12 protein-coding genes are annotated in these 13771 nt (G+C 61.4%); 8 read left to right on the top strand and 4 right to left on the bottom strand.

The genetic code is table 11. The features are described 5' to 3' along the window. The first annotated feature begins 74 nt into the window (after window positions 1–74). From PMI01S_RS27930 to PMI01S_RS27965, 8 genes are all read left to right on the top strand, one after another. Window positions 75–716 (top strand): DUF1345 domain-containing protein, encoded by a 642-nt coding sequence (locus tag PMI01S_RS27930; RefSeq protein ID WP_084323311.1) that lies wholly within the window; start codon window positions 75–77, stop codon window positions 714–716. A 76-nt stretch (window positions 717–792) separates the two neighbouring features. Beyond that, window positions 793–1632, top strand: a complete 840-nt coding sequence (locus PMI01S_RS27935) for an AraC family transcriptional regulator (RefSeq protein ID WP_084323312.1) — start codon at window positions 793–795, stop codon at window positions 1630–1632. A 52-nt stretch (window positions 1633–1684) separates the two neighbouring features. Further along, a complete protein-coding gene (locus tag PMI01S_RS27940) occupies window positions 1685–2293 on the top strand; it encodes a LysE family translocator (RefSeq protein WP_084323313.1) in 609 nt (202 codons plus the stop codon). A gap of 138 nt (window positions 2294–2431) precedes the next feature. Next, window positions 2432–3457, top strand: a complete 1026-nt coding sequence (locus PMI01S_RS27945) for a LacI family DNA-binding transcriptional regulator (RefSeq protein ID WP_084323314.1) — start codon at window positions 2432–2434, stop codon at window positions 3455–3457. Window positions 3458–3613: 156 nt separating this feature from the next. Further along, a complete protein-coding gene (locus PMI01S_RS27950; RefSeq protein WP_084323315.1) occupies window positions 3614–4396 on the top strand; it encodes a sugar phosphate isomerase/epimerase family protein in 783 nt (260 codons plus the stop codon). Continuing rightward, window positions 4389–5453, top strand: a complete 1065-nt coding sequence (locus PMI01S_RS27955) for a sugar kinase (RefSeq protein ID WP_090473916.1) — start codon at window positions 4389–4391, stop codon at window positions 5451–5453. The genes PMI01S_RS27950 and PMI01S_RS27955 overlap by 8 nt, the downstream gene beginning before the upstream one ends. A 46-nt stretch (window positions 5454–5499) precedes the next feature. After that, window positions 5500–6798: an MFS transporter gene (locus PMI01S_RS27960; RefSeq protein ID WP_084323316.1), complete on the top strand. Its 1299-nt coding sequence runs from the start codon at window positions 5500–5502 to the stop codon at window positions 6796–6798. Between the two features lie 21 nt (window positions 6799–6819). Continuing rightward, a complete protein-coding gene (locus PMI01S_RS27965; RefSeq protein ID WP_084323343.1) occupies window positions 6820–7797 on the top strand; it encodes a 2-hydroxyacid dehydrogenase in 978 nt (325 codons plus the stop codon). A gap of 142 nt (window positions 7798–7939) precedes the next feature. On the opposite strand, the gene PMI01S_RS27970 is transcribed toward PMI01S_RS27965, so the two are convergent. The 4 genes from PMI01S_RS27970 to PMI01S_RS27985 all read right to left on the bottom strand — a co-directional run bounded on the left by PMI01S_RS27970 (window position 7940) and on the right by PMI01S_RS27985 (window position 13621). Then, entirely contained in the window at window positions 7940–9127 is a 1188-nt protein-coding gene (locus PMI01S_RS27970; protein WP_084323317.1) for a pyridoxal phosphate-dependent aminotransferase, read from the bottom strand. Window positions 9128–9168: 41 nt separating this feature from the next. Next, a complete protein-coding gene (locus PMI01S_RS27975) occupies window positions 9169–10794 on the bottom strand; it encodes a methyl-accepting chemotaxis protein (RefSeq protein ID WP_084323318.1) in 1626 nt (541 codons plus the stop codon). Window positions 10795–11130: 336 nt separating this feature from the next. Further along, window positions 11131–12273, bottom strand: a complete 1143-nt coding sequence (locus tag PMI01S_RS27980; RefSeq protein WP_084323319.1) for a glycerate kinase — start codon at window positions 12271–12273, stop codon at window positions 11131–11133. Between the two features lie 226 nt (window positions 12274–12499). Next, complete coding sequence (locus PMI01S_RS27985) at window positions 12500–13621, bottom strand: sugar diacid recognition domain-containing protein (RefSeq protein WP_084323320.1); 1122 nt, start codon at window positions 13619–13621, stop codon at window positions 12500–12502. Window positions 13622–13771: the final 150 nt, after the last annotated feature.

The following is a 13771-nucleotide window of genomic DNA, read 5'->3' on the forward strand; positions in this document are numbered from 1 at the left end:
AACAGGATCGTCGTTGGTCAGACGGGGTCGCGCTGGGCTATGGTATTTGCATCGCCCCAACCCATCGAGCTCACATGCCCCTCCTCCCCCGCACCCACCCTCGCCTGTCTGCCGCCGCCACGCTCGGCATTGCGGTGGGCATTCTGGCTCCGGCCGATTCGATCATCAGCAAAATCCTTTTCGGCTGGAACGCCGGGGTCTGGACTTATCTGCTGCTGATGCTCTGGCTCACCACACGCGCCAAAGCGCCGGACGTGAAGCGCATCGCCGAAGTCGAAGATGAAAACGCTGGATTGGTGCTGCTCCTGGTCTGCATCGCTGCGATTGCGAGCCTGGCGACCATCAGCTTCGAACTCGCCGGCAGCCGGGATCTGGAAACGACCCGCAAGCTGCTGCGCTACGGTTTCACCGCGCTGACCGTGATCGGTTCATGGCTGCTGATCGGGGTGATTTTCAGCGTGCATTACGCCCGTCTGTTCTACACCTGGGACGGCAAAGACCTGGCGCTGCGTTTTGCCGAAGGCCTGACCACCCCCAATTACTGGGACTTCCTGTATTTCTCGTTCACCATCAGCGCGGCGGTGCAGACTTCCGATGTCGGCGTGGCGACCCGGGAATTGCGCAAGATCGTGTTGGCGCAATCGCTGATCGGTTTTCTGTTCAACACAGCGATCCTCGGGTTTTCGATCAACATCGCCGCCGGCCTGTTCAACTGATTCGTGCACAAACGTTCTAGGCATCGCCCTCGCCAAGGGCGTTAAATACGTCGGCAATCCGTCTCACAGGTGCAGCATGACAAGCCACAACTGGATCGATCTGGCCCAGGACGCCGACACCGGCATCGAGACGCTGCGCGCGCATTTCGAGGGCCACGCCTACGACCCGCACTGGCATGACAGCTATCTGGTGGGCGTCACCGAGCAAGGGGTGCAGCAATTCAACTGCAGGCGGGCCCGGCACCAGAGCACGCCGGGCAAGGTGTTTTTGCTCGAACCGGGTGACATTCACGACGGCGAAGCACCGACGGTCGACGGTTTTACCTACCGCATGCTGTACCTCGATCCGCAGTGGTTGAAGCGCGAACTCAGTGCCGTGTTCGACAACGCGCCGGACAACAGTCAACTGAGCTTCGCCAATACCTTGGCCACCGACGTGCGCCTGGCCCACGCCACCAGCCTGGCGTTTCAGGCGCTGCACAACGGCGAACTGAAAATCGTCCGCCAGACCGCCCTCGATGGCTTGCTCGAACGCCTCACCACTCACCTGCACTGGCGCGCCCGTTATGGCCAGGACCCGCGTTTGCCCCTGGTGGCGCAGAAGGCTCGGGAATATCTGCACGCCCATGCCCACGAGGACATCGGCCTCGACCAACTCGCAGCCGCAACGGGCGTCGATCGCTTTCGCCTGACCCGTGCGTTCAAGGCTGCTTACGGCATCGCCCCGCACGCCTATCTGGTGCAATTGCGCCTGGCCACGGCCCGCAGAATGCTGGCCCGAGGTGAACAACCGGCCACGGTGGCCATGACGTTGGGGTTCGCCGACCAGAGTCATCTGGGCCGCTGGTTCGTGCGGGCCTACGGCCTGACGCCCGCGCTGTATCGCAAGCGCTGCTCAAATCTTCCAGACAGTTGACCGTGGGATTGTGAAGATCGACTTCAAAGATCTTCACCGGAGTTTGCCCGCGATGCTATCCACTTTCCCGACGTTACTGCCCTTCCTGTTGTTTGCGTTCGTGGCGTCGATCACGCCCGGCCCGACCAACATTCTGGTGTTGAGCAACAGTGCCCGATACGGCTTGGTGGCCGCCGTGCCGATCATCTTCGGCGCCTGTGCCAGCGCCGCGACAATTGTGTTGTTGGTCGGCAGCGGTGCAGGAGCGTCGTTGACCGCTTGGCCCGGCGTGCAAACCGCGATGCAGTGGATCGGCGTGGCGTGGCTGAGTTACCTGTCCTGGCAGATCTTCAGCGCCCCGGCCGAAGCCGTCACCGCGCGGGACGCCGATGCCCGACTCGGATTGGTGGGGGCCGCCGGCCTGCAATTGATCAACCCGAAAACCTGGATGATGGCGCTGGCTGTGGTCGGTGTCTTTGCCGGGGGCGGCGAACAGCGTCTGGTTCACGTGATGTATTTGTCGCTGGCGTTTTTCCTGATATCCCTGCCGTGCCTGGGGGTCTGGGCATTGCTCGGCGCAGGGTCGACGCGGTGGTTGCGCTCGCCCCGGGCCATGCAACGCTTCAATCGCTGCATGGCCCTGTTGCTGTTGGGTTCGGCCTGGTTGAGTCTTTGGGCCTGAATCCCGTTCGTCGGCCATTGTCGGACAATCGACGCTGCGGGACTTGACAGCGAATTGGATTTTGCGGTCTTCTGAAACCGGTTTCAGTGCTATCGCAAACGCATGAACCTTATAAATCCAATAAGAAGGTTTCAGCCCGTGAATGATTTCTCCGCCGCCCAGCGCAGCCGCGTCACCATGCTTGATGTCGCCGAACACGCCAAAGTCTCCAAGGCCAGTGTGTCGCGTTTCATCGGCGATGATCGCGCCTTGCTGTCCGATGCGACGGCCCTGCGCATCGAGCAGGCGATTGCCGAACTGGGCTATCGGCCGAACCAGATGGCACGCGGTCTGAAACGCGGGAAAACCCGCCTGATCGGTATGCTGGTCGCCGACATCCGCAACCCTTATTCAATTGCCGTGATGCACGGGGTGGAAACCGCCTGCCGTCAGCACGGTTACAGCCTGGTGGTGTGCAACACCGACCGCGATGACGAGCAGGAATGCCAGCACCTGGCCCTGCTGCGCTCCTACAACATCGAAGGGCTGATCGTGAACACCCTCGGCCACCACCGCGACGCCTTGCAGGAACTGCATCGGGAAATGCCCTTGGTGCTGGTGGACCGCAAGGTCGAGCACCTTGAAAGCGACATGGTCGGGCTGGACAACCCGCAAGCGGTCGAGATCGCCATCGCTCACCTTGAAGATCGCGGTTATCGCGATGTGCTGATGGTGACCGAACCGTATGACGGCACCAGTTCGCGAATCGAGCGCACCAGCAGCTTCAAGGCGCAGATCGCTCAGCGTTCGACGCTGCGCGGGACGCTGATTGAAACCGGCAGTGAGCTCACGGCACACCTCAGAACTTTTATCGACACACCCGGCCCCGGCCCGAAGGCGCTGTTCTGCGCGAACGGGATTGCGGCGCTGGCCGCTACCCATGCGTTGCGTGAGTTGAAATGCAACCTGTTTGAAGGGATCGGTCTGATAGCCCTCGATGACCTGGATTGGTATCCGCTGGTGGGCAGTGGCATTACCGCCCTCGCTCAACCGACAGCCGAGATTGGCGCGAGCGCGTTTGAATGCTTGCTCAAGCGCTTGCGCGGGGATGACGGGCCGGTGCGGACCCTGGATTTTTCGGCGCGGTTGATTGTGCGGGGGTCGACGCTTGGAAACTTTCGGTGAATGTTATGGCCCCTTCGCGGGCGAGCCTCGCTCCTGCGGGTTATGCGATCACCTGTAGGAGCGAGGCTTGCCCGCGTAGAGGCCCGACAGATCACCACGACTCTTCATGCCATTTTTTTTGAACAAAAATGAAACCGGTTTCAGAGGTCCAGAATAATGCATAAACCACCTGTATCCATCAGCCTCTCCAGCTACGGCGCCGACCTTGTACGCCAACGCGGACAAGGCAGTTTCGTCGATATCCTTCACGCCGCCGGTGCCCATTGCATCGAATGGCGCGAAGAGTTGCTGACGATCGAAGACCCCGCCCAATTGGCCGATGCCACCCAGGCCAAGGGCCTCGAAAGCGTGTATTCCTCGCCGATCGAACTGTGGTTGGCCGGGCAGCCCAAACCCAATCCCGAACTGATCACCGTCCTGCAACGCGCCCAGGCTTTCGGTGCCAAATGGCTGAAGGTGCCCCTCGGATACTTCACCGACACCAGCGACCTGCAGACCCTCGCCCGGACCCTGGGCAAAAGCGCCGTGCAGTTGCTGGTGGAAAACGATCAGACCTTGCACGGCGGACGCATCGAACCGTTCCAGCGCTTTTTCGCCGCGGTCGAGCAGCACGATCTGCCGATCAAAATGACCTTCGACATCGGCAACTGGCACTGGCAAGACCAGTCCGCCAGCAGCGCCGCCCGCCTGCTCGGTCGCCATGTCGGCTACGTGCACTGCAAGGCCGTCTCACGGCGGGCCGACGGCAAACTGATTGCCATACCGCCTGCCGCCAGTGACTTGCATCTGTGGGAACAACTGCTGCGGCACATGGCCCAAGGCGTCATGCGGGCCGCGGAATATCCGCTGCAAGGCGACGATCTGGTACAGCTCACCACCGAGCATGTCGCCGCCCTCGCACGCCTCGGCAACACACGCCTGGAGAGCGCTCATGTCTGAGATCGATATTCTGTCGTTCGGCGAAACCATGGCGATGTTCGTGGCCGATCACAATGGTGACCTGGCCAACGTCGACCACTTCCACAAGCGCATTGCCGGCGCCGACAGCAACGTCGCCATCGGGTTGTCGCGACTGGGATTCAACGTGGCGTGGCTGAGTCGGGTGGGTGACGATTCGCTGGGGCGGTTCGTGATCGACACCCTGAAAAAGGAAGGCATCGATTGCCGTAACGTTGCCATCGACGCCGCCCACCCGACCGGGTTTCAACTCAAGTCGCGCACCGATGATGGTGACGATCCCATGGTCGAGTACTTCCGGCGCGGATCGGCGGCGAGTCATTTATCGCCGCAATCGATCGTCCCCGAGCTGCTCAGGGCGCGGCACTTGCACGCCACCGGCATTCCTGCAGCGCTATCGGAAACGGCGCGGCAGATGTCGTTGGAACTGATGACACGCATGCGCGAGGCCGGGCGCAGTGTGTCCTTCGATCCGAACCTGCGCCCGAGCCTGTGGGCCAACACGCAACAGATGATTACCGAAATCAACCGCCTCGCCGCCCTCGCCGACTGGGTGCTGCCGGGTTTGAGCGAAGGTCGCTTGCTGACCGGCTTCGAAGACCCCGCTGATATCGCGGCGTTTTACCTCGACCAGGGCGCCGAAGCCGTGGCGATCAAGCTCGGCCCCCACGGCGCGTATTACCGCACGCATCTGGATGAAGGTTTTGTGGCGGGTGTGCCCGTGGAAACCGTGATCGACACCGTCGGTGCCGGCGATGGTTTTGCTGTCGGCGTGATCAGCGCGCTGCTGGAAAACCTTAGCGTTGCGGACGCCGTGAAACGCGCCAACTGGATTGGTAGCCGGGCGGTGCAGAGTCGGGGGGATATGGAGGGGTTGCCGACCCGTTCCGAAATGTCCGCCGAATTCGAGACCGCCTTTCGCGAGCAAGCCCACGCCCACATTCGACCGGGTTCGTCCCCGCATTTTGTGTCCGACACAGATCCAAATGTGGGAGCGGGCTTGCTCGCGAAGGGGCCCGCACAATTACTGAACATCTAAACCCGTTACCTGCTGCGACAAAAACAACAAGCTCAGGAGCACCATCATGAAAACCGCAACGCTCGCCGCCCGCCGCTGGTGGTACATCATGCCCATCGTATTCATCACCTACAGCCTGGCGTACCTGGACCGCGCCAACTATGGCTTCGCTGCCGCCTCCGGGATGGCCGCCGACCTGATGATCACGCCCGGCCTGTCGTCGATGCTCGGCGCGCTGTTCTTCCTCGGCTACTTTTTCTTCCAGGTGCCGGGGGCGATCTACGCACAAAAGCACAGCGTGAAGAAGCTGATCTTCGTCAGCCTGATCCTCTGGGGCAGCCTGGCCACCTTGACCGGAATCGTCTCCAACGCCTACTGGCTGATCGTTATTCGCTTCATGCTCGGCGTGGTCGAAGCCGCCGTGATGCCGGCGATGCTGATTTACCTGTGCCACTGGTTCACCCGCGCCGAACGCTCCCGGGCCAATACCTTCCTGATCCTCGGCAACCCGGTGACCATGCTCTGGATGTCGGTGGTGTCGGGTTATCTGGTGCAGCATTACAGCTGGCGCTGGATGTTCATCATCGAAGGCTTGCCGGCAGTGCTTTGGGCGTTTATCTGGTGGCGTCTGGCGGATGATCGTCCGGCCCAGGCCAAGTGGCTCAGCGACCAGGAAAAGCACGATCTGGAAAGCGCCCTCGCCGCCGAACAGGTCGGCATCAAAGCCGTGAAGAACTATGCCGAAGCCTTTCGCTCGCCGAAAGTGATCATCCTGGCCCTGCAGTTTTTCTGCTGGAGCATCGGCGTCTATGGTTTTGTGCTGTGGCTGCCGTCGATCCTCAAGGCCGGCGCGCAAATGGACATGGTCGAAGCCGGCTGGCTCTCCGCGCTGCCGTATCTGGCGGCAGTGATCGGCATGCTGTTGGTGTCCTGGGGTTCGGACAAACTGCAAAAACGTAAACGCTTTGTCTGGCCGCCGCTGTTGATCGCTTCGATTGCGTTCTACGGCTCATACGCGCTGGGCGCCGAACATTTCTGGTGGTCGTACACCCTGCTGGTGATTGCCGGCGCCTGCATGTACGCACCTTACGGACCGTTCTTCGCGATCATTCCGGAAATTCTTCCGGCCAACGTCGCCGGTGGCGCCATGGCCTTGATCAACAGCATGGGCGCACTGGGATCGTTTGGCGGTTCCTATCTGGTCGGCTATCTGAACAGTTCGACCGGTTCGCCCGGCGCGTCATACCTGCTGATGAGCGGTGCGCTGATGCTGTCGGTGGTGCTGACGATTTTCCTCAAGCCCGGCGCAAGTGACCGGGAGCGTCCTTCGGTTGCGGTAACGCGCCCAACCGCCGCCCATCCTTGAATTGATGCAGAGATGAATACGATGAAAAAGCAGGTTGTACTGTACAAGAAACTCTCGCCGCTGCTGATGGCCCGTCTGCATGAGCAGACCGAGGTGACGCTGATCGACAGCCTCGACGCCGACGGGCTCGCGCAGTTGCGTAAAGCCCTGCCCCGCGCCCAGGGCCTGCTCGGCGCCAGCCTGAAACTGGACGCTGGGTTGCTCGACCTCGCGCCCAATCTGCAAGCCATTGCCAGCGTGTCCGTGGGCGTCGACAACTACGACATCGACTACCTGACCGAGCGACGCATCCTGCTCAGCAACACCCCGGACGTGCTCACCGAAACCACCGCCGACACCGGTTTTGCGCTGATCCTGGCGACGGCCCGGCGCGTGGTGGAACTGGCGAACATGGTTCGCACCGGTCAGTGGAAACGCAACATCGGCCCCGCGCAGTTTGGCACTGATGTGCACGGTAAAACCCTGGGCATCATCGGCATGGGGCGGATTGGCGAAGCGCTGGCCCAGCGTGGGCATTTCGGTTTCGGCATGCCGGTGATCTACCACAGTCACTCGCCGAAACCGGCGGTGGAGCAGCGCTTCGATGCGCAATACCGCAGCTTGCCAGAGCTGTTGCAACAGGCTGATTTCGTTTGCCTGACGTTGCCACTGACCGCTGAAACCGAAGGATTGATCGGCGCAGAGCAATTTGCGCTGATGGGTCCGCAAACCATCTTCATCAATATTTCACGGGGCAAAGTCGTGGACGAAGCAGCGCTGATCGAGGCCTTGCGTTCGGGGCAGATTCGCGCGGCGGGGCTGGATGTGTTCGAGCGTGAACCGTTGAATCCAGACTCACCGCTGTTGCAGTTGAACAATGTGGTGGCAACGCCGCACATTGGCTCGGCGACCCATGAGACTCGGGAAGCGATGGCCACCTGTGCAGTGGACAATCTGCTGGCGGCGCTGGCGGGTGAGCGGCCGAAGAATCTGGTGAATGTGCGGGCGTGGAAGGCCTGAGAAATTTGGCGCCTGAAAGTCCGTCTTCGCGAGCAAGCCCGCTCCCACATTGGTTTTGTGAACGCCACAGATCTAATGTGGGAGCGGCGGTGCGACGATTCGACTTGCTCGCGATGAGGCCGGCACAGACAACGCAAAGCCCTCAGGCCCGCCGAGCCTCAAGAAGATCACCCGCACACAACGCAATCCGCCGACACGCATCCGCCAGTTTCTGTCGGTCGACCACCAGCCCGATCCGGATATGCCCCGCCGCGCTGGGCCCGAACGCTTCGCCGGCCAATACCGACACGCCATAGCCCTCCAGCAATCGCTCGGCGAAGTGCTGGGCAGAGAGCCCGGTCTGACGTACATCGACCATCACGAACATCCCGCCATCCGGCCGCACCGCCCGCAATCCAGGACATGCGTTCAGGCTCGCACACACCAGGTCGCGACGCTGACGATATTCCTCGCGCATCATTGCCACTTCCGGCAGATTCCCGTCCAGCGCAACTTGCGCCGCGTTCTGCACAAAATCCGGAATGCCGAACAGCATGCACAGCGACAGATGTTCCAGATGATCGATCAAGGTTTTCGGCCCGATCACCCAGCCCACTCGCCAGCCGCTCATGGCGTGGGATTTGGACAGGCTGTCGATCGTCGCGGTGCGCTCGGCCATGCCCGGCAGGCTGGCCGGACTGATGTGCTCGCCTTCGTACAACAAATCGCTGTAAACCTCGTCACTGATCAGCCACAGATTGTGCCGGACACAGAGCGACGCCAGTTCCTGCCAGATCATCAGCGGCAAACTGGCGCCGGAAGGATTGTTGGGACTGTTGAGCAAAATGGCCCGGGTTTTCGGCGTAATCAGCGCCGCGACGTCCGCCGGATCGACCCGAAAGCCGTTCTCCGAGCGCACCGCCACCGGCACCACCCTGGCGCCGCAAGCGCCAAACACGCCTTCATAGGTCACGTACATGGGTTCGGCGACGATCACTTCATCGCCAGGATCGAGCAGGCATTGCACGACCGAGTACACCCCGCATTGCGCGCCGGGCATCACGATCACTTCATCGACACCCACCGTCTGCCCGCTGCGCCGCCGATGACGACTGGCGATACTGTCGCGCAGCCCACGACTGCCGCGCACTTCTGCGTAATGGGTATCGCCGGCCAACAGGCTGTCGATGCACGCCTGAACGATGGGCCGCGGCGTATCAAAGTCCGGATCGCCCACTGACAGCAGCAACACATCGACGCCTTGCTCTCGTAATTCCAATGCTCGGTAATGAATTTGCCAGGCCGCAGCGCCGTCGCCGGCGATTCGTTGGGTCAAGGCTGAATAGCGCATGTATTTCTCCAGTCGCGCGTGTTCCTAGCCTCAACCCTATCTCAAATCACGAAACGCGCCACCATCGCATTCAAATCAACGGCCAGGCGCGACAGTTCATGACTGGCGGCGCTGGTCTGATTGGCACCCGCGGCGGACTGGGTGGCCAGGTCGCGAATGTTCACCAGGTTGCGGTCGACTTCACGGGACACCTGCGCCTGTTCTTCGGACGCGCTGGCAATGACCAGGTTGCGTTCGTTGATCAGATGGATCGACTGGGTGATCTGCTCCAGCGCAATGCCAGCGGCACGGGCCATTTCGAGGGTACTTTGGGTGCGCTGATTGCTTTGCTGCATCGATGACACCGCCTCGCCCGTGCCGTTCTGAATGCTGGCGACCATCTTCTCGATTTCCTGAGTCGATTGCGCAGTGCGATGCGCCAACGCCCGCACCTCGTCCGCCACCACCGCAAAACCACGCCCTGCTTCACCGGCGCGAGCCGCTTCGATCGCCGCGTTCAGGGCCAGCAGGTTGGTCTGTTCGGCGATGGCACGGATCACGTCCAGCACCTTGCCGATGTCGCGCCCCTGAGTCGCCAGGCCTTCGATCATCAGCGAGGTGTTTTGCACGTCATGGGTCATGGTCTGGATCGCGTCGACGGTTTCCACCACGCGGTCGCGACCTTCTCGAGCGGCCTGGGTCGACTGGTTCGAAGCTTCTGAAGTCGATACCGCATTGCGCGCCACTTCTTCCACAGCCGCGGTCATTTCGTTGACGGCGGTGGCGGCCTGTTCGATTTCGTTGTTTTGCTGTTGCAGGCCGCGGGACGCTTCTTCGGTCACGGCGCTGAGTTCTTCGGCGGCGGCGCCCAGTTGCGTGGCGGAACCGGCGATCTGCTCGATGGTTTTGCGCAGGTTGCCTTGCATGGTGGACAAGGCGCCGAGCAACCGGGCCGGTTCGTCCTTGCCATCGACTTCAATGGCGTTGGTCAGGTTACCGCCGGCGATGGTTTCCGCTGCCTGCACCGCACGGTTCAACGGCGTAACGATGCTGCGGGTCAGCAGCCAGGCCAGCAGTACGGTCATGAGCGCCGCTACCACTGACACCCCGATGATTCCGTTCACGGCTGTGTTGTAGTTATCTTCGGCGACGTGCCCTGCTGCTTTAGCGCCCTCGATGTTGTAGGTCACCAGTCGATTGAGCTGTTCGCCCATCTGGTCGGTGCCGTCCTTGATCCGCGTGTTGATCAGGGTGCGCATCTCGTCAATTTTATTCTGGCGCGACAGGTCCAACATTTCGCGCTGGGCTTGCATGTAATTGTCCAGGGTCGCGCTGAACACTTTATACAGTGCCGCTTCGTCCGGGCCCGCCGGCAATGCGGCGTAGGCGGCCTGGGCCTTGCGTGCCTTGTCGTTAAGCACGCCGATACGGGTTTCAGCTTCCTGCAAACTGGCCGGCTCGCGGTTGACCAGAATGCGGAACGACAGGATGCGCATGCGCAGGATATTTTCGGTGACATTGCCCAGGAAGCCGACGCTGGGCAGTTGGGTGCTGCCCATGTCGATCGAGGACTGGCGGATGATCGACATGCGGTTGACCGCAAACACACCCAGCACAATCACCAGCAAGGCGATGAAGGCGAAACCCAGGAAAGCTCGAGGCGCGATATTCAGATTACGCAAGGACATAGGAAGTTACTCGGGTGATAGAAGCTTCGAGCGTCCTTGCCGTAATCACTGGCGGGCGGGCGTTGAGGCGCACCGTTCAGGTTGGCGCCACTGTTGTAATAGGTTTGTGTGCGCCTGATATCTGTATCGGCTGGGGTTGAGGATTTTTGCGGGGATTTGCGAAATATTTTTCATGGGGTTACGAGTGTTTCACCCGTGAAACACTCTAAAAAGTCCGCGATCACCCAAACGCTGTAGGAGCCGGCTTGCTGGCGATAGCGGTGGGTCAGCCAACCTGTTTTTTGACTGGACGGACGCCATCGCCAGCAAGCCGGCGCCTACAAGGATTGTGGGGTATCAGGTTTTACGCGCGGCGATACGCCAGACCCGCGCAATATCGCTCGCTCGCTCACTGAGCAACCGTGGAGCCTCGGTGCACGCCTGTTCCAGTGTCATCGGCCCGTTCACCACGGCAAACGCTGCATCGATGCCATGCTCGTACAAAGCCTGATAGCCCTCGCCCAAGGTGCCGGCGATGACGACGACCGGTACGTCGTTTTGCCTGGCAATCCGTGCAACGCCAAACGGTGTCTTGCCGCGCAAGGTCTGCGCATCGAAACGGCCTTCGCCGGTGATCACCAGGTCGGCGCCCTTCACCGCTTCGGCCAGGCCAACCAGTTCGGCGACCACTTCAACTCCGGCCTTGAACTGCGCCCCGAGAAACGCCTTGGCGGCAAACCCCAGACCACCCGCTGCGCCGCTACCGGGTTCGTCGCGTACGTCTTTGTTGAGGACTTGAGTGCACAGCTCGGCAAAGTGCCCGAGTGCGTGATCCAGGTGCTCGACCTGCGCAGGCGTCGCGCCTTTCTGTGGGCCGAAAATCGCAGAGGCACCGTGGGGGCCGCACAGCGGATTGTTGACGTCGGCGGCGATATCGAAGCGCACCCGAGCCAGACGCGGATCGATGTCACTCAGGTCGATGCGGGCCAGTTGCGCCAGCGCCAGACCGCCCGGCGCCAGGGGTTCGCCCTGGGCATCCAGCAGCTGCACGCCCAAGGCTTGCATCGCCCCGGCACCGCCGTCGTTGGTGGCGCTGCCGCCAATCGCGAGGATCACTCGTTGCGCCCCGGCATCGAGTGCGGCGCGGATCAGCTCGCCGGTGCCGAACGTGCTGCTGATGCAGGCATCACGCTGCCCCGGCGGTACGAGTTGCAAACCACTGGCTTCCGCCATTTCGATGATGGCGGTCAGGCTCTGTGGCAGCCAGCCCCACGCGGCGTCGACCGTTGTGCCCAGCGGGCCTCGGACGTTGGTACGACGCAGTTGACCTTCGCATGCCGCCAGAATCGATTCGACCGTGCCTTCTCCGCCATCGGCCATCGGGCATTTGATCAACTGCGCATCGGGCCAGACTTGCGCCAGCCCAAAGGCAATGGCATCAGCCACACCCTGGGCACTCAGGCTGTCCTTGAACGAATCGGGGGCGATGACGATCTTCATGCGAATTCTCCAGTTCCAAGGCCCTCATGCTGCCAGCAGGCCTGAACAATAACGCCGGTCCGCTGCACAAGCGGCATGGAGGATTATTGTTCATTTCTACAAAACCGGAGACTTGCGCATGCCTCTGCAGGAGCCGGCTTGCTGGCGATCGAGTTAACGCGGTGTTCCTGATCCACCGCGTCGTACGCAATCGCCAGCAAGCCGGCTCCTACAGGGGCGGTGTCGTTCAAGGGAGGGTGTCGGTCTGTGGGAGCAGTTGTACGCCGAGATAAAGGGCGAGCATGCCATCGAGCCTCAACGGATCGACGCCACTCAGCTCGGCAATCCGCTCCATGCGATAACGCAAACTGTTGCGATGAATGCCCAACGCATCGGCACAGGCCTGGCTTTGGCCATCGTGTTCGCACCAGCTGCGCAAAGTCGCCAGCAGTTGACCGTTACCATCCTTGGCGATGACTTTACGCAGTGGTTTGAGCAGTTCGTCCAGCGCATCATCGTTGCGGTGCCGCCAGAGCATCACCGGCAGGCGATAACGGGTCAGCGTCAACAAGCGCGAATGCGGCAGGACATCACGCCCATAGGCCAGCAAGTCACCGACCCGGCGATAGCAACGGCGCAAGCCCGACAAGCCATCCGCCTGCCCGCCCACAGCGATGCGCAAGATATTCCAGCCAAGGCCATCGAGCTTTTCCAGCAGCCGGTCGTTCTCGATGGCCTGGCTCGCCGGTCGGCACCACAGCAACGAAGACTTGGCGGAACTCACGCACCAACTGTCCGGGTAACGCGAGGTCAGCCAGGCGCTGAGCGCGTCGACGGTTTGCCCTGGCCCGTGTTCCATCCCAAGTTCGAACAGATACGGCACCCGTGTCATCTGCGGTTTTAGCCCAAGCTGCTGAGCTTCATCGATCAGCCGCGGCGAATCCCCCGCCTCACTCAGCAGCAGCGCGAGCAAGTCATCGCAACGCTGGCGCCGCCATTGCTGCTCAGCCTGCTGGTTGCGCTGGCCCACCAGCATCTCGGCGGTCATGCGCACCAACTCGGCATAAGTGCGCAATTGCTCGGGCTCACCGGTGATGCCCAACACGCCGATCAAACGCTGATCGAGCAACAGCGGCAGGTTGATCCCCGGCTGCACGCCTTTGAGATGGATCGCCGTTTGCGCATCGATTTCCACCACGCGCCCGTTGGCCAGCACCAGTTGTGCGCCTTCGTGCCGGGTATTGACCCGCTCCGGTTCACCGCTGCCGAGAATCAACCCCTGGCTGTCCATGACGTTGACGTTGTACGGCAGGATGGCCATTGCCCGGTCGACGATGTCCTGGGCCAGGTCGTGATCGAGTTCGAACATAGCGGTAATCCTTGCAAGCGTGATGGATCGGGGGTTGTTCACCCGCACAGGACCGGGCGACAAACCCTGTGCTCAGGCACAAAGACAGCAGCCATGAGGGTGGCTGAGACTCTCAGGGCGATCAACGTTACCCTTTGCATCGCAAAAAAT

Source organism: Pseudomonas migulae NBRC 103157 (assembly GCF_002091715.1).
Lineage (GTDB): Bacteria > Pseudomonadota > Gammaproteobacteria > Pseudomonadales > Pseudomonadaceae > Aquipseudomonas > Aquipseudomonas migulae_A.

What these genes read in the sequence shown, in the direction of transcription:
- PMI01S_RS27970 (WP_084323317.1), bottom strand. Translation starts at nt 9,127, where the DNA reads ATGCGCTATTCAGCCTTGACCCAACGAATCGCCGGCGACGGCGCTGCG.
- PMI01S_RS27975 (WP_084323318.1), bottom strand. Translation starts at nt 10,794, where the DNA reads ATGTCCTTGCGTAATCTGAATATCGCGCCTCGAGCTTTCCTGGGTTTC.
- PMI01S_RS27950 (WP_084323315.1), top strand. Translation starts at nt 3,614, where the DNA reads ATGCATAAACCACCTGTATCCATCAGCCTCTCCAGCTACGGCGCCGAC.
- PMI01S_RS27955 (WP_090473916.1), top strand. Translation starts at nt 4,389, where the DNA reads ATGTCTGAGATCGATATTCTGTCGTTCGGCGAAACCATGGCGATGTTC.
- PMI01S_RS27965 (WP_084323343.1), top strand. Translation starts at nt 6,820, where the DNA reads ATGAAAAAGCAGGTTGTACTGTACAAGAAACTCTCGCCGCTGCTGATG.
- PMI01S_RS27985 (WP_084323320.1), bottom strand. Translation starts at nt 13,621, where the DNA reads ATGTTCGAACTCGATCACGACCTGGCCCAGGACATCGTCGACCGGGCA.
- PMI01S_RS27980 (WP_084323319.1), bottom strand. Translation starts at nt 12,273, where the DNA reads ATGAAGATCGTCATCGCCCCCGATTCGTTCAAGGACAGCCTGAGTGCC.
- PMI01S_RS27960 (WP_084323316.1), top strand. Translation starts at nt 5,500, where the DNA reads ATGAAAACCGCAACGCTCGCCGCCCGCCGCTGGTGGTACATCATGCCC.
- PMI01S_RS27940 (WP_084323313.1), top strand. Translation starts at nt 1,685, where the DNA reads ATGCTATCCACTTTCCCGACGTTACTGCCCTTCCTGTTGTTTGCGTTC.
- PMI01S_RS27935 (WP_084323312.1), top strand. Translation starts at nt 793, where the DNA reads ATGACAAGCCACAACTGGATCGATCTGGCCCAGGACGCCGACACCGGC.
- PMI01S_RS27930 (WP_084323311.1), top strand. Translation starts at nt 75, where the DNA reads ATGCCCCTCCTCCCCCGCACCCACCCTCGCCTGTCTGCCGCCGCCACG.